This window comes from Acidovorax sp. Leaf160 (assembly GCF_001424265.1).
GTDB lineage: Bacteria > Pseudomonadota > Gammaproteobacteria > Burkholderiales > Burkholderiaceae_C > Paracidovorax.
This window is the reverse complement of the sequence record NZ_LMOV01000024.1, coordinates 267286-289156: the sequence shown is the minus strand read 5'-3', so window position 1 is coordinate 289156 and position 21871 is coordinate 267286. Positions and strand designations below refer to the sequence as shown.

Genomic DNA, 21871 nt, shown 5'->3' with positions numbered 1-21871 from the left:
CGTGGGATTGTAGGGTTGCGTTTGCGAACGCACCGTAAAATCATGTGGTTGGTGCTCGCTGCATGGTTCGCATGCCGCAGTTCAACGGGAAGCAGGGAGGCGCCCCCACCGGGTACGTGCCGAGCCTGCGCTGCCCCCGCAACGGTCAGCGACCGAATCACCCCGGGTGTCCGCACGGATCCCGGCGGTGCTTCCCTCTCTCCATCCACATGCCACTGGGCGCGTTGAACAAGCGCCTGGGAAGGCGATGGAAGGGTGTGTCGCCAGCCCGGATACCGGCCAACACGGTGGCCGCCCACGCCTTCGATGGCGCGGCGGCCGTGATGCCCACAGACCGGCGGGGAGGCCGGTCAGGGTGAATTTTCCTCGGCACACCTCGTCATGACAACCCGCCTTTGCCTTCTGCGCCTCGCCGCGCTGCCTCTCGCCGTGGGCGCCGCCTGGCCCGCTGCTTCCCAGACCCTGCTGGCGCAAGCCGCCACCGCCCCCCAGCTGCGCGACACGGTGGTGACCGCCACCCGCGTGGAACGCCCCCTCGCCGACCTGGTGGCCGACGTGTCCATCGTGGACCGCGACACCATCGAGCGCAGCGGCGCCGTGGGCGTGGCCGACCTGCTGGCGCGCCTGCCCGGTGCGGAGATCTCCCGCAACGGCGGGCAGGGCAGCAGCAGCAGCGTGTTCCTGCGCGGCGCCGAGTCGCGCTTCACCGCCGTCTACATCGACGGCGTGCGGGTCGACTCACAGACCACCGGCGGCGCGATGTGGGAGCAGATTCCCCTGGCGCAGATCGACCGCATCGAAGTGCTGCGCGGGCCCGCTGCGGCGGTGTATGGCTCCGACGCCATCGGCGGCGTGATCCAGCTCTTCACGAAGAAGGGCGAAGGCAAGCCCGCGCCCTACGCACAAGTGGGCCTGGGCAGCCGCGGCACGCGCACCGCGCAGGCGGGCGTGAGCGGCGGCGCCGGCATGGTGGACTATTCGCTGGGCATCTCGCACGAGCGCAGCGACGGCTTCAATGCCCGCACCACGCCCACCGCCAACCCGGACGACGACGGCTACCGCCGCACCTCGGGCAATGCCCGCGTGGGCCTGCAGATCGACCCGCGCCACCGCATCGAAGGCACGCTGCTGGCCAGCAACCTCGAGTCGCAGTACGACAACAGCGCGAAGGTCGACGACCGCAACCACCACCAGCTGCGCACGGGCGGGCTGTCGTGGGCGGCGCGCTGGAGCGACAGCTACACCACGCGCCTGCAGGCCACGACCTCGCGCAGCGAATACCGCACCACGCCCAGCTTCTACGAAACCGAAACCACGCTGCGCAACTACCTCTTCCAGAACGAATGGCGCCTGGGCGCGCACCTGTTCACGGCCGCGCTGGAGCGCCGCGAGGACGAGCTGCGCAATCCGGCGGCCTCCGCCAGCGCGACCGAGCTGCGCGGCGAGCGCTCGCAGAACGCGCTGGCGCTGGGCTATGGCGTGGCCCTGGGCGCGCATTCGTTCCAGGCCAACCTGCGCCGCGACGACGACAGCGAGTTCGGCGGCAAGAGCACCGGCAGCCTGGCCTATGGCCTGGCCCTCACGCCGCAGTGGCGTGCCACCGTTTCGGCGGGCACCTCCTTCCGTGCGCCCACGCTGTATCAGCGCTTCAGCGAATACGGCGTGGCCACGCTGCAGCCCGAGTCGGGCCGCAACATCGAGGCGGGCCTGCGCTGGACAGAGGGCGACAGCAGCGTGGGCGTGGTGGCGTACCGCAACCGCGTGCGCAACCTGATCAACTTCGGCGCGCCCGGCACCTGTGCCAATACCTTCGGCTGCTACGAAAGCATCGGCCGGGCGGAATACAGCGGCGTCACGCTGTCGGGCTCGCACCGCATGGCCGGCGTGAACCTGCGCGGCTCGATCGACTGGCAGGATCCGCGCGACCTCGACACCGGGCGCCAGCTGGCGCGCCGGGCCAAGCGGCACGCCTCGCTGGGCGCCGACACCGAACTGGCCGGCTGGACCTGGGGCGCCGAAGTGCAGGCCTCGGGCCGCCGATTCAACGAAGCCGCCAACACCAACGTGCTCGGCGGCTACGGGCTGGTCAACCTCTACGCCAGCACCCGCGTGGCGCGCGACTTCACCTTGCTGGCGCGCGTGGAGAACCTGAGCGACAAGCGCTATGAGACGGCGCGCACCTACGCGACCGAGGGCCGCACGCTCTACGTGGGGCTGAAGTGGGCGCCGCAGTGATGGCTGCGGTGATGGCCGCAGTGAGGGCCGCCGCATGCCGGGGCGCCTGAATCCCATGCAGGCCGGATCAGCACCCGCGATGCCCGGGAACGGGGCGGGGCCCGCGACGGGCGGCGGCGTCCGCTGCCCGGCCCTCGTCATCGCCGCCCCGGCTTCGGGCCAGGGCAAGACCACCGTCACCGCGGCGCTGGCCCGGCTGCATGCCCGCCAGGGGCGGCGCGTGCGGGTCTTCAAGTGCGGGCCCGATTTTCTCGACCCGCACTGGCACCAGCTGGCCAGCGGCGCGCCCGTGCACCAGCTCGACCTCTGGATGACCGGCGCGGCCGACTGCGCCCGCCGGCTGCACGAGGCCGCGCAGGACGCCGACCTGCTGCTCATCGAAGGCGTGATGGGCTTGTTCGACGGCGAACGCTCGGTGGCCGACCTGGCCACGCACTTCGGCATTCCGGTGCTGGCGGTGGTCGACGCCTCGGCCATGGGCGGCACGCTGGGCGCCATCGTGCACGGCCTGCGCCACTACCGCGCCGGCCTGCCCTGGGCGGGCGTGCTGGCCAACCGCGTGGCCACCGAACGCCATGCCAGCCTGCTGCGCGCGGGTCTGAACGACCCGGCCGACTGGCTGGGCGCGCTGCCCCGCGTGGCCCCGGGGGCCGGCGAGAGCGGGCCGCGCCTGCTGCCCGAACGCCACCTGGGACTGGTGGCCGCGCACGAGCTGCCCGACGCCCTGCAGCGCCTGGACGCCGCCGCCGATGCGCTCGCCGCCACGCCGCTGGGCCAGCTGGACGGGGCTGCGCTGCGGCGCTGGAGTGTCGAATTCGCTGCGCCCGGTAATGGTGCCGATGACGCCGATCCCGCGTCCCCGACGCCGCCGCTGCTCGCCGGCCGCACCGTCGCGGTCGGGGGCGATGCCGCCTTCTGCTTCGTATACGACGCCAATCTGCAGACGCTGGAGCGCCTGGGCGCGCGCGTGGTGCGCTTCTCGCCGCTGCAGGGCACCGCCTTGCCGCCGTGCGACGCCGTCTGGCTGCCGGGTGGCTATCCCGAGCTGCACGCCGAGGCGCTGGCCGCCAACACCGGCATGCAGCAGAGCCTGCGCGAGCATGTCGCCGCCCGCCGGGCCGTATGGGCAGAATGCGGCGGCATGATGGCGCTGTTCGAATCGATCACCCTGCAGGACGGCCGCCGCCTGCCGCTCTGGGGCCTGCTGCCGGGCCACGTCACCATGCAGCGCCGCCTGGCCGCGCTGGGACCGCAGCAGCTCGAGGTGCTGGACGGCCAGGTGCTGCGCGGCCACACCTTCCACTATTCCACCTGCGACAGCCCTGCCGCCGTGCGCGCCCGCACCACCCGGCCCCACGCGCCCGAGGGCGGCGCGCCCGGCGAGGCGCTCTACCGCCACGGCAGCGTGCAGGCCAGCTACTTCCACGCCTGGTTCGCCTCGAACCCGCGTGCCACGGCCGCGCTTTTCGGCGCTGAATGACCCGCACCATGTCCGCTGCTTCCCTGCTGCCTTCCCACTTCTCGCCGGCGGCTCCGCCAGCGTCATCGCCATCGTCCGTGGCCCGCTCGGAATTCATCCTGGGCGGCCAGAAAAGCGGCAAGTCGCGCCGGGCCGAGCTGATCGCGCGCGACTGGCTGGCGGCGTCGCCCGACCACCGCGCGCTGCTGATCGCCACCGGCCAGCCCTGGGACGACGAGATGCGCGAACGCATCGCCCGCCACCAGCGCGACCGGGCAGAGCGCGTGCCGGGCCTGGCCACGCTGGAGGAGCCGCGCGACCTGGCCGGCGCGCTGGCGCGGCATTCCGATGCACGGACGTTGATCGTGGTGGACTGCCTGACGCTGTGGCTGACGAACTGGCTGATGCCGGCGGAGGACGCTGTTGCTGTTGCTGCTGGCGCGGAATCTGCGCCCAATCGGGCTGCAGCGCTTGATTACCAGGCGCAGGTTGCTCTCTTTCTGGTGGCGATGTTGAAGGCGCCCGGGCCGGTGGTGCTGGTGGGCAATGAGATCGGCTTGGGCGTGATTCCGATGGGGCGGGAGGTGAGGGCGTTCGTGGATGAGCTGGGGCGGTTGAATCAGCGGGTGGGGGAGGTGTGTGAGCGGGTGACGTTGGTGGTGGCGGGGGTGGCGCTTCGGCTCAAGGGATGACGGTGGGGGCTGCTTTGGTTGCTGCTGTGCGCTTGCTTGCCTTGGGCGGGATGTCGCCTGGGTGGGTGAGTGCTTTTCTTGCGCGTTGTGCAGGACTTCGCGTGTATCTCCGGCCGTTCTGGCTGGGCTTGTCGAAGGCTGGGCTTGCTGCAGGGGCGGTGCTGGCGGGTGCTGGGCGGTGGCTTTCCGGGGCCGGGATTTCGCCCCGGCGGGCGAGTAACTTTCTTTCGTCTCGCCGAAAGAAAGTCACCAAAGAAAGGGCGACCCTGCTGTGCGTGTCCCTTCGCTGCGCTWCGGGCAACCTGCGATGCTCGCGCGTGAAGGGCTGCCGCAGAACTCACTGTCAGACAACTGCGGCAAGTCAGAGCTTGMAGCATGCGTGTCCTKCGGCACGCATGCGCCCTTCACGCGCTGCGCTTCTCGGCACGCACAGAAGGGAACCCGAACGCCCGATCCGGGCCATCGCTGCGCTCGGCCTGGAGCGCAGCGCGCAGCGCGCGCGTTGGGGGCCGAGCGCAGCGATGGCCCGAATCGTCCCCCACGCCCTTCTGTGCGTGCCGAGAAGCGCAGGGCGGCGGGTGCGTGCGTGTGCCGAAGGACACACGCACTTCGTGCTCTGACTTGCCGCAGYTGTYTGAACGGAGCGCGSCAGCGCGYAGTGAGTTCTGCGGCAGCACCCGCCGACCGAGCATCGCAGGTTGCCCCGCAGCGCAGCGGAGGGGACGCGCACAGCAGGGTCGCCTTTCTTTTGGGTACTTTTCTTTGGCGAAGCAAAGAAAAGGACCTCGCCCGCCGGGGCGAAATCCCGGCCCCGGGAGGCAACGTCCCGCCGGAAGCCGGCACAACTCAGCAACTAGAGGCTGAAAATCCCATGCCCTGCCGCATCCTCACTCTCCTGACTACCGCACTCGTCCTCGCCACAGCCACCTTGCCCGCTGTAGCGATGGACATCACCGACGCCCGAGGTCGCACCCAATCCTTCCCCAAGCCCCCCGACCGCATCGTCAGCCTCCTCCCCTCCCTCACCGAAACCGTCTGCGCCCTCGACCAGTGCCACCGCCTGGTCGGCGTGGACCGCTACTCCAACTGGCCCGAAGCGGTGCAGCGCCTGCCGCAGGTCGGCGGCGGCATCGATCCGAACATCGAGGCCATCGTTGCCCTGAAGCCCGACGTGGTGCTGCTGGCCGCCAGCTCGCGCGCCAGCGACCGGCTGGAGGCGCTGGGCATCAAGGTCGTGGCGCTGGAGCCCAAGACGCATGCCGACGTGCGCCGCGTGCTGGCCACCATGGGGCAGCTGCTGGGCGTGCCGGCGGCGCAGGGGGCCGACCGGGTCTGGCGCGTGATCGACGCCGGCGTGCAGGCGGCCACGCAGTCGCTGCCGGCGCGGGCGCAGAACGTGCGCGTGTATTTCGAGGTCAGCCGGGGGCCGTATGCCGCGGGCGAGAGTTCGTTCATCGGCGAGACGCTGACGCGGCTGGGCGTGCGCAACGTGGTGCCGGCGGCCCTCGGGCCCTTCCCCCGGCTGAACCCGGAATTCGTCGTGCGGGCCCGTCCGCAGATCATCCTGATCGGCAACCGCAGCATGCAGCAGGCGGTGTTCTACCCGGGCTGGGACAGCCTGCCCGCCGTGCGCGACAACCGCATCTGCGCTTTCGGCCCGGGCGAGGCCGACGTGGTGGTGCGCCCCGGCCCGCGCATGGCGGAGGCCGCCCGCATCATGGCGCGCTGCATCGCCGACAAGGCGCCGTGATGCCGCTGCCAGCGCCCGATGCCGCGCGGCCTGCCGCCGCTGCCCCTGCCGCCGCCGCTGCCCCTGCCGCCACGCACCGCGCCGGCTGGCTGGCCGTGGGCCTGCTCGTGGCCAGCGCGCTTTTGATGCTGCTGGGCGCCAGCGTGGGCAGCACCGGTTTCGACAGCGTGCTGCGCATGGCGCACGACCCCGTCGCGCTGCAGATCGTCTGGGACATCCGCTTGCCGCGCACGGCGGGGGCCTGGCTGGCGGGCGCGCTGCTCGGGCTGGCGGGCGCCGTCGCGCAGGGACTCTTTCGCAACCCGCTGGCCGACCCGTACCTGCTGGGCAGCGCCTCGGGCGCCGCGCTGGGCGGGGCCCTGGCGATGGCGTTCTTCGGCGTGTCGCCCACGGCCGCGCAGTGGCTGGCGCGGGTGGGCGTGACCGGCATGGCCTTTCTCGGCGCGACGGGCGCCGTGCTGCTCACCCTGGCGCTGGCGCGCGGCGTGCAGCACACGCTGCGGCTGCTGCTGGCCGGGGTGATCGTGGGCGTGGTGCTGGGCGCCGCGCGCGACCTGGTCGAGCTGGCCTCGCCCGACATCCTGCAGGCGATGCAGGCGTTCACGCTGGGCAGCACCAGCTTCGTCGGCTGGGTGGCCTGTGCGCTGATGGCCGCAGCCTGGGCGCTGTCCGCCGGGGCCGCCTGGGCGCTGGCGCGTGCGCTGGACGGGCTGACGCTGGGCGAGGCGACCGCCGCCAGCCTGGGCCTGCCGCTCGGCCCCATGCGCGCCGGGCTGGTGGCGGCCATGGCGCTGGCCACCGGCACGGCGGTGGCGCAGACCGGCCTGATCGCCTTCGTGGGCCTGGCCGCGCCGCATCTTGTGCGCTCCATCGCCCGCGTGACGCACCAGCGCCACGTGCTGCTGTCCAGCCTGATGGGGGCCACGCTGCTGCTGGCGGCCGACATCCTGGCGCGCTGGGCGCTGGCCCCGCAGGAGCTGCCCGTGGGCGTGCTGACCGCCGCGCTGGGCGGCAGCTACCTGCTGTGGCTGATGCACCGCCGCTCGGTGCAAGGCGGTGCGCTATGAAAAAAATAGCTATCAGCGCCCGTGGAATAAGCGCCCGCATCGGAAATGCCTCGATATTGCAAGGCATCGACCTGGATCTGCCCGCCGGCTGCTGGACCAGCGTGGTCGGGCCGAACGGCGCGGGCAAGTCCACGCTGCTCAAGGTGCTGGCCGGCGTGTTGCGCGCCGGGCGCGCCGGGCGCGTCGACGGCGAGGTGCGCCTGAACGGCACCCTGCTGAACCATCTGCCCGGCCGCGAACGGGCCCGCCAGATGGCCTGGCTGGGCCAGAACGAGGAAACCTCGGCCGACGAACTGACCGCCTACGACGCCGCCATGCTCGGCCGCCTGCCGCACCAGCCCTGGATGGCCCCGCCCGGCGCGGCCGACCACGCTGCGGTCGAGCAGGCGCTGCGCACCACGCAGGCCTGGGACTGGCGCCATCGGCCGCTCTCGCAGCTCTCGGGCGGCGAGCGCCAGCGCGTGCTGCTGGCCCGCGCGCTCGCCGTGCAGGCCCCGGTGCTGCTGATGGACGAGCCGCTCGCCAACCTCGACCCGCCACACCAGGCCGACTGGCTGCACACCGTGCGCGCCCTGGTCGCCGCGGGCGGCACCGTGGTCAGCGTGCTGCATGAAGTGACCCTGGCGCTGCAGGCCGACGCCATGGTCGTCGTCGCCGGCGGGCGCGTGCTGCACCATGGCGACTGCGGCGACGCCGCCACGCACGCGGTGCTGGAGGCCGTGTTCGACCACCGCATCCGCGTGCGGCAGCTGGACGGGCAGTGGCTCGCGCTGCCGCGCATCGAGGCCGCCGCTGGCGCTGCTGCGGCAGCCACCGCCCTCAGGCCGACCGGGCCGAAGGGCGACTGACACCCCGGGCTCCGGGGCCCAGGACAGCGGGCCAGCCCCGCAGCCCCGGCGCCGCCGACCGACAAACCACACGACCGCAGGAAACACAGACCCCATGGACATCGAAACCCCACCCGCCGAAAAACGTTCCGACAAAGCCGAGGGCGAGCGCCGCGGGCTCGTGCTGGTCAACACCGGCAACGGCAAGGGCAAGAGCACTTCCGCCTTCGGCCTCGCGCTGCGCGCGCATGGGCGCGGCAAGGCCGTCAAGATCTTCCAGTTCATGAAAGTGCCCACGGCCCGCTTCGGCGAACACCGCATGTTCGAGCAGATCGGCATCCCCATCGAAGGCCTGGGCGACGGCTTCACCTGGAAGAGCCGCGACCTGGACCATTCCGCCGACCTGGCCCGCGCGGGCTGGGAGCGCGCCAAGGCCGCCATCCTGGGGGGCGAATTCTTCCTGGTGGTGCTGGACGAGGTGACCTACCCGCTGATCTACGGCTGGGTGCCGCTGCAGGAGGTGCTGGACACGCTCGCCGCCCGGCCGCGCGACGTGCATGTGATGCTCACCGGCCGCCGCTGCCCGCAGGAGGTGATCGACGTGGCCGACACGGTGACCGAAATGGCGCTGGTGAAGCATGCATTCCAGGCCGGCGTGCCGGCGCAGCGGGGCATCGAGGACTAGTGGTGGCGGCCGACCAATCCCACCCGGCCTATGCCGACGGCGAGCGCGCTGCCGTCTACCGCGCCATCCGCGAGCGCCGCGACATGCGCCACTTCGCCGGCGGCCAGGTCGCGCCGGACGTGCTGGCCCGCCTGCTGGCCGCCGCGCACCATGCGCCCAGCGTCGGCTTCATGCAGCCCTGGCGCTTCATCCGCGTGAGCGACGACGCCGTGCTGCGCCAGCGCCTGCAAGCCTGCGTGGAGACCGAGCGCCAGCGCACCGCCCAGGCGCTGGGCGAGCGGCAGGCCGCCTTCCTGCAGCTCAAGGTCGAAGGGCTGCGCGATGCGGCCGAATTGCTGGTGGTGGCGCTGGCCGACGGGCGCGACGCCCATGTCTTCGGTCGCCGCACGCTGCCGCAGATGGACCTGGCCTCCGTCGCCTGCGCCATCCAGAACCTGTGGCTGGCCGCCCGGGCGGAAGGGCTGGGCATGGGCTGGGTGTCGATGTTCGACCCGGCGGACGTCGGCGCGCTGCTGGGCCTGCCGGCAGGTGCCGAGGCGGTCGCGCTGCTGTCGCTCGGGCCGGTGCACGATTTCTACGAAGAGCCGATGCTTGAGCGCGAACGCTGGGCCCGGCGCGCGCCGCTCGCCTCGGTGGTGTTCGAGGGCGCCTGGGGCCACCCGGCCGGCTGGCTGGCAGGCGAGGGCGAGGGCGAGGGCGCGGGCGAGACCACCGATGCTTGAGCCGTCGCAAGCCCCCTGGGTGCTGGCCGCCGCCGTGCCGCTGGCCTTGCTGATCGACCGCCTGTTCGGCGAGCCGCCGGCCGCCCTGCACCCGGTGGTGTGGATGGGCCACGCCCTGCAGTGGGGCGGCGACCGGGTGGCTCCGACCGCACCCACGGGGCGGGACTGGAAGTGTTTCTGGCAGGCCGCGCTCATCTGGTGCCTTCTGGCTGGGGCGGTTTCGATCGTGGCGGCCGGTGTTCAGTGGTGGCTGCTGCACCATGCGCCCGCCTGGGCCGCCGCCGCGCTGATCGCACTGCTGCTCAAACCGCTGCTCGCCTGGCGCATGCTGCGCACGGAGGTGCTGGCGGTGGAAGCCGGGCTCGCTGACTCGCTCGACGCGGGCCGCGCCCGGCTGGCGCGCCTGGTCAGCCGCGACGTGAGCGTGCTGGACGCGGTGCAGGTGCGCGAATCCGCCATCGAGTCGCTGGCCGAGAACCTCAACGACTCGGTCGTCGCGCCGCTCTTCTGGTTTGCGCTGCTGGGCCTGCCGGGCGCGGCGCTCTACCGCTTCGCCAACACCGCCGACGCCATGTGGGGCTACCCCGGCATGCGCGGCGGCCGGTGGTGGCAGTGGGCCGGCAAGTGGGCGGCCCGGGCGGACGATGTGCTCTCCTGGGCGCCCGCGCGGCTCACCGCGCTGCTGCTGTGGTGCCTGGCGCCACGCCGCGGCACCCCCACGACCTGGCAGCGGCTGCGCGCCGAGGCCCGCCGCACGCCGTCGCCCAACAGCGGCTGGCCGATGGCCGCCATGGCGCTGGCGCTGGGCGTGCGGCTGGCCAAGCCCCAGGTCTACACGCTCAACGCCGACGGGCGGGCGGCCGGGCCGACCGACACCTACCATGCAGCGCACTGGGCATCGAAAGTAGTTGTGGCGCTCATCCCCATTGCACTTATTGCTATTTTTATGATAGCAGTCCTGCCATGGCGGTGAACCACCCCGCCGAGCATGGCGGCCCCGACGCCCAGGGCGTGCCGCTGCACGACTTTTCCACCAACGCCAATGCCTGCGGCCCGTGCCCGCAGGCGGTCGCCGCACTGCGCGACGCCGACGCCGCGCGCTATCCCGACCCGGCCTACACCGCGCTGCGCGAAGCCCTCGGCGCGTTCCACGGCGTGGCGGCCAGCCGCATCGTCATCGCCGCCAGCGCCAGCGAATTCATCCACCGCGTCACGGCCCTGGCGGCGCAGCGGCGCGCAACGGCCGTGCGCCTGCCCGCCCACAGCTACGGCGACTACGCCCGCGCCGCCGCAGCCTGGGGCCTGGCCACGGTGCCGGCAGGGCAGGGCGGCGAGGCGCCGGCCGGGCCCGCGGCGGGGCTGCACTGGGCCTGCGAGCCCTCCAGCCCCCTGGGCCAGGAAGACCCGGCGCTGGCCCCCGGCTGCGCTGTGCCCGAGGGGGCGCTGCAAGTGGTCGACTGCGCCTACGCGCCGCTGCGCCTGCACGGCACGCCGCGCCCGCTGCCGCCAACGGCCTGGCAGCTCTGGACGCCCAACAAGGCCCTGGGCCTCACCGGCGTGCGCGCGTCCTATGCGGTCGCACCCGCGGGGGCCTGCGAAGACCTCGTCGCCGGCCTCGTCCGCCTGGCGCCTTCCTGGCCGCTGGGCGCCCACGGCGTCGCGCTGCTGCAGGCGTGGACGCAGCCCGCAACGCAGCATTGGCTCGCCTCCAGCCGCGACACCCTGCGCGCCTGGAAGGCCGCGCAGATCGCGCTCTGCGCCGCGCTGGGCTGGCAGGTGCAGCCGGGCAGCCTGGCCAACTACTTCACCGCCCGGCTGCCGCCGGCGCTGGCGGCCGACATGCCCGCCACGCTGGCAGCGCTGCGCGCGCAGGGCATCAAGCTGCGCGACTGCGCCTCGTTCGGCCTGCCGGGCCAGGTGCGGCTGGGGGTGCTGGGGCCGGAGGCGCAGGCGGCCTTGGGCTGCGCCGTCCTCGCTGCCGACTTGACAGCTGCCGACGGCGGGTGACCGAGGGCTGCTGAGCTCCTCGCCGGGGGTTGGACGTCCATCCACACGCGGGTGGCGTGGCGGCTGACATCGCAACGCGCGCCTGGCGGCCGGGCCGTCCGCCCCGGGCACAGGAGGATTTCGGGCTGTCGCACGGCCTGCCACGGCCGCCCGTTCAGTTCCCTACCCGACCCAGGAGCCGCAATGCCCGCCACCGATTCCCACGCAGATTCCTCCTCCTCCACCACCCCGTCGCCCGCCACGCTGCAAGCGCAGCGCTTCGCCGGCAAGGTCGTCATCGTCACCGGCGCGGGCTCCGGCATCGGCGCTGCCACCGCCCGGCGCTTTGCGCAGGAAGGCGCGATGGTGGCCATCGCCGACCTGAGCGACGACAAGCTGGCTGCCACGCGCGGCGACCTGCCGGCGGATCGCACGCTGGCCCAGGCCACCGACGTGTCGAAGTGGGAAGACGTGCAGGCGCTGGTGGAGGCCACGGTCCAGCGCTTCGGCCGGCTGGACGTGATGGTCAACAACGCCGGCATCGCCGTGCAGGGCAAGGCCACCGAAGCCAGCATCGAGGACTGGCACCGCGTGCTGGCAACCAACGTGTCGGGGGTGTTCCATGGCGCGCGCGCTGCGTTGCCGCACCTCATCCGCGCCAAGGGCTGCATGGTCAACACCTCGTCGGTGTCGGGCTTGGGCGGTGACTGGGACATGAGCTTCTACAACACGTCCAAGGGCGCGGTCTCCAACCTGACCCGCGCCCTGGCCATGGACCATGGCAAGGACGGCGTGCGGGTGAACGCGGTGGCGCCCAGCCTGACGTTCACCGGCATGACGGAAGACATCAAGAGCAACCCGGAGCTGCTGGCCAAGTTCGCCGAGCGCATTCCGCTGGGCCGGGGCGCCGAGCCGGAAGAGATCGCCTCGGTGATCGCCTTCCTGGCGAGCGACGATGCGCGCTTCGTCACCGGCGTGATCCTGCCGGTGGACGGCGGGGTGTCGGCGTCGAACGGCCAGCCGCCGCAAGCCTGACCCGCGGCGCCGGCAGACAGGCCGGCACGGGGGACAATGGCGGGCTCCACCAGGCCCGCCATGACGTCTTCGAATCGCTTCCTCTCCGCCACCGCCACCGCCACCGCCACCGCCAACGCTGCCTCCGCTGCCTCCGCTGCCTCCGCTGCCGAGGCCACCACCGCAGCCGCATCCGCATCCGCAGCCGCCTGTGCCGCCGCGCTCCGGAGGGCGGGCTGACATGGCGGCGCATTGCGTCATGGTGCTGGGCACCTCCAGCGGTGCCGGCAAGAGCTGGCTGACCACGGCGCTGTGCCGCTGGTACAGCAACCAGGGCCTGAAGGTGGCGCCTTTCAAGGCGCAGAACATGAGCAACAACGCCCGCGTGGTGCCGGTGGCGGGCGCCGGCGGGGCGGGCGGCAGCGGTTTCGCGGCCTGGGGCGAGATCGGCAGTGCGCAGTATTTCCAGGCCCTGGCCGCGCGGGCCGCGCCCGAGGTGCGCATGAACCCGCTGCTGCTGAAACCCGAGGCGGACACGCGCAGCCAGGTGGTGCTGATGGGGCAGGTGAGCGCCGAGCTGTCGGCCCTGCCGTGGCGTGGCCGCAGCGCCCGCGTGTGGCCGCAGATCGCCGCCGCGCTGGACGCGTTGCGTGCCGAGAACGACGTGGTGGTGATCGAGGGCGCCGGCTCGCCGGCCGAGATCAACCTGCATGCCAGCGACGTGGTCAACATGCGCGTCGCCCGCCATGCCCAGGCCCGCTGCCTGCTGGTGGCCGACATCGACCGGGGCGGCGCCTTCGCCCACCTCTACGGCACCTGGGCGCTGCTGCCGCCCGAAGAGCAGGCGCTGATCCACGGCTTCGTGCTGAACAAGTTTCGGGGCGACCCCGCCCTGCTGGCGCCCGCGCCCGAGATGCTGCGCGAACGCACCGCCGTGCCGGTCGTCGCCACCGTGCCCATGCAGTGGGGCCACGGCCTGCCGGAAGAAGACGGCGTGTTCGACGACGCCGCGCAGGGCCGCGCCGGCGCGGGCGGCGCGCTGCACACCACGGTCGCCGTGGTGGCCTATCCGCGCATCAGCAACCTGGACGAGTTCCAGCCGCTCAAGAGCGTGCCCGGCTTGCGCCTGCTGTGGGCGCGCGCGCCCGCCGACCTGGCCGGCGCCGACTGGATCGTGCTGCCCGGCTCCAAGGCCACTGCGGCCGATCTGGCCTGGCTGCGTGCGCAGGGGCTGGACGCCGCCATCGCCGCCCACGCCGAGCGCGGCGGCCAGGTGCTGGGCGTGTGTGGCGGCCTGCAGATGCTGGGCGAGGCGCTGATCGACACGCACGGCGTGGACGGCAATGCTCCGGGCCTGGGCCTGCTGCCGCTGGTCACGGCCTTCGCGCCGGAGAAGACGGTGCGCCACACCCGCACCACCTTCGGCGCGCTGCAGGGCGGCTGGCAGGCGCTGTCGGGCACGGCGGTGGCGGGCTATGAGATCCACCACGGCCAGACCGCGCAGCACCCCGCGATGGCGGCGGCGGGCGACGTGGCTCGGGAAGTCATCCCGGGCCTGGCCTGGCAGAACGCCCGGGGCAACGTGCTGGGCCTGTACCTGCACGGCCTGTTCGAAGACGCCAACGCGCTGCACGCCCTGTTCGGCGCTGCGGCACCCACGCTGGAGACGGTCTTCGACCGGCTGAGCGCCGGGGTGGACACCTGGTTCGCCCCGGGCGTGCTGGAGTCGCTCGTTTCCATGCCAAATCATGCTCCAGCGCTTGATTGATCAGCGCGGGCAGCTATCTTTTCAGGAGTGATTGGCCATGCAGCCAAGCTTGAACCCTTGCCGGGCCGGTGACATTCCCGGTCCCGCCGAACCCACCGACGTCTCAGACATCGATGACATCCCCGACATCGCCGACCCTGCGCTGGCGGCGCGGCTGCGGCACCTGATCGACCACAAGACCAAGCCTTTGGGCGCGCTCGGCCGGCTCGAAGCGCTGGCGCTGCGCATCGGCTGCGTGCTGGGCTCGGAGGCGCCGGCCCTCGATCAGCCGCAGATGCTGATCTGCGCCGCGGACCACGGGCTGGCTGCGCGCGGGGTGTCCGCCTATCCCAGCGACGTGACCTGGCAGATGGTGGAGAACTTCCTGGCCGGCGGTGCGGCCGTGAGCGTGCTGGCACGCCAGCACGGCCTGGCGCTGACGGTGGTGGATTGCGGCGTGGCCCGCGAGATCGCGCCGCGCGCACCCGCCCCCGGGCAGCCCCGCCTGCTCACGCACCGCGTGGCGCCCGGCACGGCAGACGCCTCCATCGGCCCGGCGATGACCGGGATGCAGTGCGCCACGGCCGTCGCCAACGGCCGGGCCGTGGTGCGTGCCCTGCCCGGCAATGCGCTGCTGCTGGGCGAGATGGGCATCGGCAACACGTCGGCCGCGTCGCTGCTGCTGGCGCGCCTGTGCGGTGTGCCGCTCTCGGAATGCACCGGCGCCGGCACCGGCCTGGACGATGCCGGCATCGCCCGCAAGCGGGCCGTGCTGGAGCAGGCCCTGGCGGCCAATGCCGCGGCCACCACGCCGCTGGCCGCCCTGGCCGCGCTCGGCGGGCTGGAGATTGCGACGCTGGTGGGCGCGGTGCTGGAAGCCGCCCGCCAGCGGCGCGTGATCGTGGTGGACGGCTTCATCACCAGCGCCGCCGTGCTGGTCGCGAGCCGGCTGGCGCCGCAGGTGCTGCAGCGCTGCGTCTTCGCCCACCAATCGGGCGAACGCGGCCATGCGCTGATGCTGCAGCGCATGGGCGCGGAGCCGCTGCTGGACCTGGGCCTGCGGCTGGGCGAAGGCTCGGGCGCGGCGCTGGCCTGGCCGCTGCTGGTGTCGGCCTGCGCGGTGCTGCGCGAGATGGCGAGCTTCGAGTCGGCGAGCGTGGACGGGCCGCTGGCCTGAGCTGGCCCATCAGGGCCGGGCGGCGGGTGCTGGGTCGCATCCAGCGACCGAAGCCCGGGCGCGCGATGCGCCGACGGGGCAGGTGGGCGGCCGGCGCGTGCCTGCGCACCATTGCGCAGCGCGTGCGCAGTGCATGTGCAGTGCGTGTGCAGTGCGTGTGCAGTGCGTTTGCGCCGTGCGCCGTGCTGAACGGCCTGGCCGGCGGCTGATCCCGCCGCCCGCCGGGGCGTGCCCATGGAAAAAGCCCCGCGCTGCGGTGCAGGGCGGGGCTTGGCGTGCCGGCGGAAGGCCGGCGCGGGCGGCAGCGCGGATCAGAGCGCCTGCATTTCCTTGTTCAGCGTGCCGCCGGCCGGCGCAGCCGGCGCAGCCGGCGCAGCCGGTGCCGATGGCGCCGCTGGTGCCGCCACGGCAGGCAGGGTGGCCACATCGGCCGGCACCTCGAGGTACGGCAGATTCAGCGCGGAGCTGGTCATGCGGCGGATCTCGTTGGTGAGCGCCGGCGTGTCGTTGATCTTGCGGCCGTAGGACGGCACGATCTGCTGCAGGCGCGGCTTCCAGCCCGCGTCGGTCATCTGCTGCGGGAACACCCGGGTCATCAGGTTGATCATGATGTGCGGCGCGGTGGATGCGCCGGGCGATGCGCCCAGCAGCGCGGCGATGGTGCCGTCCTGGTCGGAGACGATCTCCGTGCCGAACTGCAGCACGGCGCCTTCCTTGGGGTCGCGCTTGATGACCTGCACGCGCTGGCCGGCCACGGCCAGGCGCCAGTCTTCGCGCTTGATGTTGGGGAAGTATTCCTGCACCGCGCGCTGGCGGTCGTCATCGGTCAGCACGGCCTGCTGCACCAGGTACTTCACCAGATCCAGGTTGTGGATGCCCACGCGCAGCATGCCGCCGATGTTGTCGTGGTTGATCGACGAGAACAGGTCGAACCAGGAACCCTGCTTCAAGAACTTGGTGGACTGCAGCGCGAAGGGGCCGAACAGCACCACGTCCTTGCCGTCGAGCTTGCGGGCATCCAGGTGGGGCACCGACATCGGGGGCGAGCCTTCGGCGGCCTTGCCATAGGCCTTCACGTCGTGACGCGAGGTGATGGCGGGGTTCTCGATGGCGAGCCATTCGCCGCCCACCGGAAAGCCGGCGTAGTTGCGCGACTCGGGAATGCCGGAGGCCTGCAGCATCTTGAGTGCCGCGCCGCCCGCACCGACGAAGACGAATTTCGCCTTCACGGTCCGCTCCTTGGCGCCGTCCGCCAGATCGGCCACGGTCACGTTCCAGGTCTTGTCGGCGTTCTGGCGCAGGGCGCGCACTTCATGCTGCAGCTTCAGGGTGAAGTTCGGGCTCTTTTGCAGGCTCTGCATCAGCTGGTTCGTCACCACGCCGTAGTTCACGTCGGTGCCCAGCGGCATGTACGTGGCCGCCACCTTCTGCGCGGGGTCGCGCCCCTCGATCAGCAGCGGTGCCCAGGCCTTGATCTGGGACTGGTCCTGCGAGAACTGCATGCCGTAGAAGAGGGGGTTCTTCGTCAGCGCGGCATGGCGTTTGCGCAGGTATTCGATGTTGGCGTCGCCCCACACGAAGCTCATGTGCGGCGTCGGGTTCACGAAGGTCTGCGGCTGCTGCATGTGGCCGCGGCCGATCTGGTGCGCCCAGAACTGGCGCGACACTTCGAACTGCTCGGCGATGCCGACGGCGCGCTTGGTTTCGATCGTGCCGTCGGGCAGCTCGGGCGTGTAGTTCAGCTCGGCAAAGCCGGAATGGCCGGTGCCGGCGTTGTTCCAGCCGTTGGAGCTTTCCAGCGCCACGCCGTCCAGCCGCTCGAACACCTCGATCTTCCAGTCGGGCTCCAGTTCCTGCAGATAGGTGGCCAGGGTCGTGCTCATCACGCCCGCGCCCACCATCACCACGTCCACCGGCTGCTCGTTGTCCGCGGCGGGCACCGAACGGGGCACCAGCGGCCACGTGAGGAACAGTACGGCCGCCACCACCAGCGCCAGCAGGGCCACCGCCAGCGTCTTGATCGATTTCTTCATGTCTTCCCTTGGCTGAATCAATAAAAAAGGCCCGCAAGCGCATTGCAGGCCTTGTTTCGGCTTTCGTCGGGTGAAAGCTTCCTCCAGCGGAGGATTGTCGCCGGGGTGTCAATTTTTGACTTTAGTCAATTGGTGTTAGTAGGGGGTAGGTGGGCGGGCAGGCGGGCGGAGTGTGGTGCCGGCGCCGTCGCGGCCTGAGCGGCACGTGGCGGCGAGGCACAGAAATGCACCTCCAACGACATTCGGAGCGGAAACGAAAAAACCGCCCGAAGGCGGTCTTTTCTATTCGCTGACAGCGCACCCGTTACAAACGGCGGATGGCGGTGAGGCCATCCGGGCTGTTTGCCTGAAAGGTCAGGCGGCCAGGGCCAAGGCTTTCACCTTGGAAGACAGACGGCTCTTGTCGCGAGCAGCCTTGTTCTTGTGGAAGATGCCCTTGTCGGCGACGGTGTCGACGACAGCTTGCATCTTCGCAAACAGTTCGGTGGCCTTCGTCTTGTCGCCGGCCAGGACGGCCTTCTCGACGTTCTTGACGGCGGTGCGGTACTTGGAACGCAGCGAGGTGTTGGCGGCGTTCAGCTTCACGTCCTGGCGGACGCGCTTGCGGCCGGAGGCGAGACGGGGGTTCTTTTTCTTGGGCTTGGCGGATGCCATATATGTATTCCTTGAGTTGTCTGAGGATGATGTCGGCGAAGCCCGCGATTATAGCCCACCGCTGGATCAGGCCCGCCACGGGCGCGACGGCCGGCGCCTGCGGGCCAGGGCATACACTCGCGGCCGTGTCTCTGCTCAAAGCCGCCTCCACCGTATCCCTGCTGACCCTGGCCTCCCGCGTGACGGGCCTGGCGCGCGACCTGCTCATGGCTTCGATGTTCGGCGCCAACGCGCTGACCGACGCCTTCAACGTCGCCTTCCGCATTCCCAACCTGTTTCGCCGGCTGTTCGCCGAGGGCGCCTTCAGCCAGGCCTTCGTGCCGGTGCTGGCCGGCCATAAGGCCCAGCATGGCGAGGACGCGACCCGCGTGCTGATCGCCCATGTGGCCACGGTGCTGTTCTGGGCGCTGCTGGCGACCTGCCTGCTGGGCGTGCTGGGCGCGCCGCTGCTGGTGTGGGCGCTGGCCAGCGGGCTGCGGCAGACGGGCGGCGGCTATGACGCCGCCGTGCTCATGACCCGCTGGATGTTTCCCTACATCGGCTTCATGTCGCTGGTGGCGCTGTCCGCCGGCGTGCTCAACACCTGGAAGCGCTTCGCCGTGCCGGCCATCACGCCGGTGCTGCTCAACGTCTGCATGATCGTGGCGGCCTGGCTGGGCGCGCCGCAGCTGGCCGCGCGCGGCATCGAGCCCATCTACGCGATGGCCGGCGGCGTGATGGTGGGCGGCGTGCTGCAGCTGGCGCTGCAGTTGCCGGCGCTGCACCGGCTGCGCCTGCTGCCCCGCATCGGCATGACCTGGGGCCGCGTGCGAAACGCGCTGGCCGACCCGGCAGTGCGCCAGATCCTGCGGCTGATGGCGCCGGCCCTGCTGGGCGTGGGCGTGGCGCAGATCTCGCTCATGATCAACACGCAGATCGCGTCCTACCTGGCGCCCGGCAGCGTGACCTGGCTCTTCTACGCCGACCGGCTGATGGAATTCCCGACCGCTTTGCTGGGCGTGGCGCTCAGCGTGGTGCTGACGCCGCAGCTGTCCGCCGCCAAGGCGGCGGGCGACGCCGAACGCTATTCGGCCATGCTCGACTGGGGCCTGCGCATCGTCGTGCTGCTGGCCGTTCCCAGCGCCGTGGCCCTGCTGACCTTCGCCGAACCCCTGGTGGCCACCCTGTTCCACCACGGCGCGCTGCAGGACCGCGACGTGGGACAGATCGCCCTGGCCCTGGCGGGCTACGGCGCCGGCCTGGTGGGCCTGGTGGCGATCAAGGTGCTGGCGCCGGGCTACTACGCCAGCCAGGACATCCGGACACCGGTGCGCATCGCCATCGCCGTGCTGGTCTTCACGCAGCTGCTCAACATCGTGCTGGTGCCCTGGATCGCCCATGCCGGGCTGGCGCTGTCCATCGGGCTGGGCGCCGTGCTGAACGCACTGTGGCTGCTGGCAGGCCTGCTGCGCCGCGGCAGCTTCCAGCCCCAGCCGGGCTGGATGCAGTTCGCGCTGCAGGTGGTGGCGGCCAGCGCGCTGCTGGCGATCTTCCTGGTGTGGGGCTCGCAGCATTTCGACTGGCTGGCGATGCGGGCCGACGGACTGCGGCGCGCGGGCCTGCTGGCGCTGCTGCTGCTGGGCGCTGCGGTCCTCTATTTCGGCGCGCTGGCGGCTTCCGGGCTGCGGCTGCGCCGCCTGCTGCGCCGGTAACGGCCGGGGCGCAGGCCACCGCGCTGAAAGCCCCTGCGCTTGACGCCCCCGCCGCGCTGACCGTACAACCTTCGCCATGGCCCTGCAATTTTCCGTCCCGACACCGCTCGAATACTTCGCCGCCCTGGTGCGGGACGGCGACGATCTGCCGCTGCTCGAGGCGGCCGCTGCCATCGCCCACGACGAATACCCCGACCTGGACGTGCAGCAGTTGCTGGGTGATGTCGACCAGCTGCAGGCCCGGCTGCAACGGCGGCTGCCGGCCGATGCCTCCGAGTTGCAGCGGCTGCGCACGCTGAACCAGTTCTTCTTCGGAGACCTGGGCTTCGGCGGCAACCTGAACGACTACTACGACCCCGACAACAGTTATCTCAACGCCGTGCTGCGCACGCGGCGCGGCATTCCGATCTCGCTTGCCATCCTGTGGCTGGAACTGGCGCAGGGCCTGGGGCTGGATGCCCGCGGTGTCTCGTTCCCGGGACATTTCATGGTGAAGGTGCTGCTGCCCAATGGCCAGGTGGTGATCGACCCGATGACCGGCCGGTCGCTGTCGCGCGAAGACCTGAGCGAGCGGCTCGACCCCTACCAGCGGCGCCATGGGCTGGTGGGTGACGACGACGTGCCCATGGGCCTGTACCTGCAGGCCGCTCCGGCCCGCGACATCCTGGCGCGCGTGCTGCGCAACCTCAAGGAGATCCACCGCTCGCAGCAGGACTGGCCGCGGCTCATCGCCGTCCAGGACCGGCTGCTGGTGCTGCAGCCCGAGGCCTGGGGCGAGTGGCGCGACCGGGGCCTGGCCCATGCCGAGCACGGCAATGCGCGCCAGGCGGTGAGCGATCTGGAGACCTATCTCGCCCAGGCGGAGGACGGCCTGGACGCCGCCGCCATCACCGAGCGGGTCGGGTCGCTGCGCCGTACGCTGGGCGGCCCCCACTGATCCGCGCCTGCGCGCGGCGCGGGCCCCGTTGCTTCTCGGTTCAGTCTCCGCTGCCCCGCCGCAGCGCCAGCCAGGCCGCCACGGCAGTGAACGCCGCCAGCACCGCCACGATCACCCAGAAGCCGTGCGGCGCATCGGCCAGCGGCACGCCGCCCACGTTCATGCCGAATAGCCCCGTGAGGATGTTGATGGGCAGGGCCAGCACGGTCACCACCGTCAGCACGAACAGGCTGCGGCTGTTGGCCTCCTGCACGTTCGCCGCCACCTCTTCCTGCAGCAGCTTGATGCGCTCCTGCAGGCCCTGCATGTCGCGCAGCACCACCGAGAACTCCTCCGATGCGTCGCGCAATTCCTGCGCATCGGCCTCCGCCATCCAGCCCGGCGGGCGCTGCAGCAGCCGGAAGAGCGCGGCGGGCTCGGGCGCCAGCAGCCGCTGCAGCCGCACCAGCAGACGACGCAGCTGGCCCAGCCGGGCGCGCTTGTGGTCCAGCCGGCCGGCCAGCAGCTCGTCCTCGATGCGGTCCAGACGCTGGGTCACGCCGCGCACGATGCCCACGAGGCCGTCGGCCTGCGTGCGCATCAGCTGCTCCAGCAGCGCGACGCTGGAACGGGGGCACTCGCCCTCGCGCACGGCAGTGCGCAACGCATCGATCGAGCGCAGCGGCTGGGTGCGCGCGGTGATGACGAGCCGCGGCGTGACGCCGATCCAGAGCGTGGCGAAATCCATCGGCTCGAACGCGAAGTCGAAGTGCACGTCGTTCAGCACGGCGATCAGCGTGTCGTCGTCGCGCTCGATGCGGGTGGAGTGGGAACCGTCGCCCAGCGCCTCGAAGAAGGCCGCTGGCAGGTCGGCGTGCCGCTGCACCCAGCGCACGGCCTGCGCATGGCTGAGGTTGAAATGCAGCCAGAGGAAAGGCGGCGGGCCGTCGTCCCCTTCCGGAGCCTCGGCGGCCAGCCACCGCGCGGCGCCGGCCGCGTCGATGGCCTGCGGCGCAGCGCCCGCGCGCAGCACATAGCCGCAGATCAGGCCGGCCGCGTCTCCGCCGTAGTGGGACGCGAGGGCTTCTGGGGCGAACATGCGGGAGCTTGTAGGAAAAGGGTCGGCAGGGGCGTGCGATTGGGGCGCGATGTTGCGCCGCCATCGTGACAAGCATGTGACGGCCGTGCAACATGTCATGAGGCTGTCACCGCCCCT

Annotated in this window: 19 protein-coding genes and 1 riboswitch; of the genes, 16 read left to right on the top strand and 3 right to left on the bottom strand. The window is 71.7% G+C overall.

The features are described 5' to 3' along the window. Positions 1-32 precede the first annotated feature (32 nt). Positions 33-299, top strand: a riboswitch (cobalamin riboswitch). 82 nt (positions 300-381) lie between these two features. From ASF94_RS14840 to cobT, 14 genes are all read left to right on the top strand, one after another. Next, a complete protein-coding gene (locus ASF94_RS14840) occupies positions 382-2235 on the top strand; it encodes a TonB-dependent receptor domain-containing protein (RefSeq protein ID WP_056667910.1) in 1854 nt (617 codons plus the stop codon). A gap of 79 nt (positions 2236-2314) precedes the next feature. After that, on the top strand, positions 2315-3715 hold the full coding sequence (locus tag ASF94_RS14835) for a cobyrinate a,c-diamide synthase (RefSeq protein WP_056667907.1): 1401 nt from the start codon (positions 2315-2317) through the stop codon (positions 3713-3715). 8 nt (positions 3716-3723) lie between these two features. Next, positions 3724-4386: a bifunctional adenosylcobinamide kinase/adenosylcobinamide-phosphate guanylyltransferase gene (locus tag ASF94_RS14830; protein ID WP_082493334.1), complete on the top strand. Its 663-nt coding sequence runs from the start codon at positions 3724-3726 to the stop codon at positions 4384-4386. 871 nt (positions 4387-5257) lie between these two features. Beyond that, the gene (locus ASF94_RS14825; protein WP_082493317.1) at positions 5258-6136 is read left to right on the top strand and encodes a helical backbone metal receptor; all 879 of its coding nucleotides are present in this window, start codon (positions 5258-5260) and stop codon (positions 6134-6136) included. Continuing rightward, positions 6136-7203: an iron ABC transporter permease gene (locus tag ASF94_RS14820; protein WP_082493316.1), complete on the top strand. Its 1068-nt coding sequence runs from the start codon at positions 6136-6138 to the stop codon at positions 7201-7203. The genes ASF94_RS14825 and ASF94_RS14820 overlap by 1 nt, the downstream gene beginning before the upstream one ends. Next, entirely contained in the window at positions 7200-8051 is an 852-nt protein-coding gene (locus ASF94_RS14815) for an ABC transporter ATP-binding protein (protein WP_056667904.1), read from the top strand. The genes ASF94_RS14820 and ASF94_RS14815 overlap by 4 nt, the downstream gene beginning before the upstream one ends. A 94-nt stretch (positions 8052-8145) precedes the next feature. Then, positions 8146-8715 (top strand): cob(I)yrinic acid a,c-diamide adenosyltransferase, encoded by a 570-nt coding sequence (gene cobO, locus ASF94_RS14810; protein WP_056667900.1) that lies wholly within the window; start codon positions 8146-8148, stop codon positions 8713-8715. Next, positions 8715-9437 (top strand): 5,6-dimethylbenzimidazole synthase, encoded by a 723-nt coding sequence (gene bluB / locus ASF94_RS14805; RefSeq protein WP_369818676.1) that lies wholly within the window; start codon positions 8715-8717, stop codon positions 9435-9437. The genes cobO and bluB overlap by 1 nt, the downstream gene beginning before the upstream one ends. Beyond that, positions 9430-10410: an adenosylcobinamide-phosphate synthase CbiB gene (gene cbiB / locus ASF94_RS14800; RefSeq protein ID WP_056667898.1), complete on the top strand. Its 981-nt coding sequence runs from the start codon at positions 9430-9432 to the stop codon at positions 10408-10410. The genes bluB and cbiB overlap by 8 nt, the downstream gene beginning before the upstream one ends. Next, positions 10401-11444: an aminotransferase class I/II-fold pyridoxal phosphate-dependent enzyme gene (locus tag ASF94_RS14795; RefSeq protein ID WP_200933080.1), complete on the top strand. Its 1044-nt coding sequence runs from the start codon at positions 10401-10403 to the stop codon at positions 11442-11444. The genes cbiB and ASF94_RS14795 overlap by 10 nt, the downstream gene beginning before the upstream one ends. A 183-nt stretch (positions 11445-11627) precedes the next feature. Continuing rightward, a complete protein-coding gene (locus ASF94_RS14790; RefSeq protein ID WP_082493315.1) occupies positions 11628-12458 on the top strand; it encodes an SDR family NAD(P)-dependent oxidoreductase in 831 nt (276 codons plus the stop codon). 60 nt (positions 12459-12518) lie between these two features. Next, on the top strand, positions 12519-12677 hold the full coding sequence (locus ASF94_RS21595; RefSeq protein WP_200933079.1) for a hypothetical protein: 159 nt from the start codon (positions 12519-12521) through the stop codon (positions 12675-12677). 1 nt (position 12678) lies between these two features. Then, positions 12679-14205: a cobyric acid synthase gene (locus ASF94_RS14785; protein ID WP_056667895.1), complete on the top strand. Its 1527-nt coding sequence runs from the start codon at positions 12679-12681 to the stop codon at positions 14203-14205. Between the two features lie 37 nt (positions 14206-14242). Continuing rightward, a complete protein-coding gene (gene cobT / locus ASF94_RS14780) occupies positions 14243-15361 on the top strand; it encodes a nicotinate-nucleotide--dimethylbenzimidazole phosphoribosyltransferase (protein ID WP_082493314.1) in 1119 nt (372 codons plus the stop codon). A 311-nt stretch (positions 15362-15672) separates the two neighbouring features. Here cobT and mqo read toward each other — a convergent pair whose 3' ends face one another. Together mqo and rpsT are read right to left on the bottom strand one after the other, a co-directional pair. Beyond that, on the bottom strand, positions 15673-17394 hold the full coding sequence (gene mqo, locus ASF94_RS14775; RefSeq protein WP_056667893.1) for a malate dehydrogenase (quinone): 1722 nt from the start codon (positions 17392-17394) through the stop codon (positions 15673-15675). 354 nt (positions 17395-17748) lie between these two features. Further along, on the bottom strand, positions 17749-18048 hold the full coding sequence (gene rpsT / locus ASF94_RS14770; RefSeq protein ID WP_056667890.1) for a 30S ribosomal protein S20: 300 nt from the start codon (positions 18046-18048) through the stop codon (positions 17749-17751). Positions 18049-18173: 125 nt separating this feature from the next. On the opposite strand from rpsT, the gene murJ reads away from it, so the two are divergent. Together murJ and ASF94_RS14760 are read left to right on the top strand one after the other, a co-directional pair. Beyond that, positions 18174-19739 carry a murein biosynthesis integral membrane protein MurJ gene (gene murJ / locus ASF94_RS14765; protein WP_056667887.1) on the top strand — a complete coding sequence of 522 codons (1566 nt, stop codon included), beginning with the start codon at positions 18174-18176 and terminating at the stop codon, positions 19737-19739. A gap of 76 nt (positions 19740-19815) precedes the next feature. After that, the gene (locus ASF94_RS14760) at positions 19816-20676 is read left to right on the top strand and encodes a SirB1 family protein (RefSeq protein ID WP_056667884.1); all 861 of its coding nucleotides are present in this window, start codon (positions 19816-19818) and stop codon (positions 20674-20676) included. A gap of 40 nt (positions 20677-20716) precedes the next feature. Here ASF94_RS14760 and ASF94_RS14755 read toward each other — a convergent pair whose 3' ends face one another. Then, positions 20717-21754, bottom strand: a complete 1038-nt coding sequence (locus ASF94_RS14755) for a transporter (protein ID WP_056667881.1) — start codon at positions 21752-21754, stop codon at positions 20717-20719. Positions 21755-21871 lie beyond the last annotated feature (117 nt).

Bases quoted from the DNA above. Each gene is read 5' to 3' on its own strand.
- ASF94_RS14755 (WP_056667881.1), bottom strand. From the start codon at position 21,754: ATGTTCGCCCCAGAAGCCCTCGCGTCCCACTACGGCGGAGACGCGGCC.
- ASF94_RS14820 (WP_082493316.1), top strand. From the start codon at position 6,136: ATGCCGCTGCCAGCGCCCGATGCCGCGCGGCCTGCCGCCGCTGCCCCT.
- cobO (WP_056667900.1), top strand. From the start codon at position 8,146: ATGGACATCGAAACCCCACCCGCCGAAAAACGTTCCGACAAAGCCGAG.
- rpsT (WP_056667890.1), bottom strand. From the start codon at position 18,048: ATGGCATCCGCCAAGCCCAAGAAAAAGAACCCCCGTCTCGCCTCCGGC.
- ASF94_RS14835 (WP_056667907.1), top strand. From the start codon at position 2,315: ATGCCCGGGAACGGGGCGGGGCCCGCGACGGGCGGCGGCGTCCGCTGC.
- ASF94_RS14790 (WP_082493315.1), top strand. From the start codon at position 11,628: ATGCCCGCCACCGATTCCCACGCAGATTCCTCCTCCTCCACCACCCCG.
- cbiB (WP_056667898.1), top strand. From the start codon at position 9,430: ATGCTTGAGCCGTCGCAAGCCCCCTGGGTGCTGGCCGCCGCCGTGCCG.
- ASF94_RS21595 (WP_200933079.1), top strand. From the start codon at position 12,519: ATGACGTCTTCGAATCGCTTCCTCTCCGCCACCGCCACCGCCACCGCC.
- ASF94_RS14795 (WP_200933080.1), top strand. From the start codon at position 10,401: ATGGCGGTGAACCACCCCGCCGAGCATGGCGGCCCCGACGCCCAGGGC.
- ASF94_RS14760 (WP_056667884.1), top strand. From the start codon at position 19,816: ATGGCCCTGCAATTTTCCGTCCCGACACCGCTCGAATACTTCGCCGCC.
- ASF94_RS14830 (WP_082493334.1), top strand. From the start codon at position 3,724: ATGTCCGCTGCTTCCCTGCTGCCTTCCCACTTCTCGCCGGCGGCTCCG.
- cobT (WP_082493314.1), top strand. From the start codon at position 14,243: ATGCAGCCAAGCTTGAACCCTTGCCGGGCCGGTGACATTCCCGGTCCC.
- ASF94_RS14785 (WP_056667895.1), top strand. From the start codon at position 12,679: ATGGCGGCGCATTGCGTCATGGTGCTGGGCACCTCCAGCGGTGCCGGC.
- ASF94_RS14825 (WP_082493317.1), top strand. From the start codon at position 5,258: ATGCCCTGCCGCATCCTCACTCTCCTGACTACCGCACTCGTCCTCGCC.
- ASF94_RS14840 (WP_056667910.1), top strand. From the start codon at position 382: ATGACAACCCGCCTTTGCCTTCTGCGCCTCGCCGCGCTGCCTCTCGCC.
- ASF94_RS14815 (WP_056667904.1), top strand. From the start codon at position 7,200: ATGAAAAAAATAGCTATCAGCGCCCGTGGAATAAGCGCCCGCATCGGA.
- mqo (WP_056667893.1), bottom strand. From the start codon at position 17,394: ATGAAGAAATCGATCAAGACGCTGGCGGTGGCCCTGCTGGCGCTGGTG.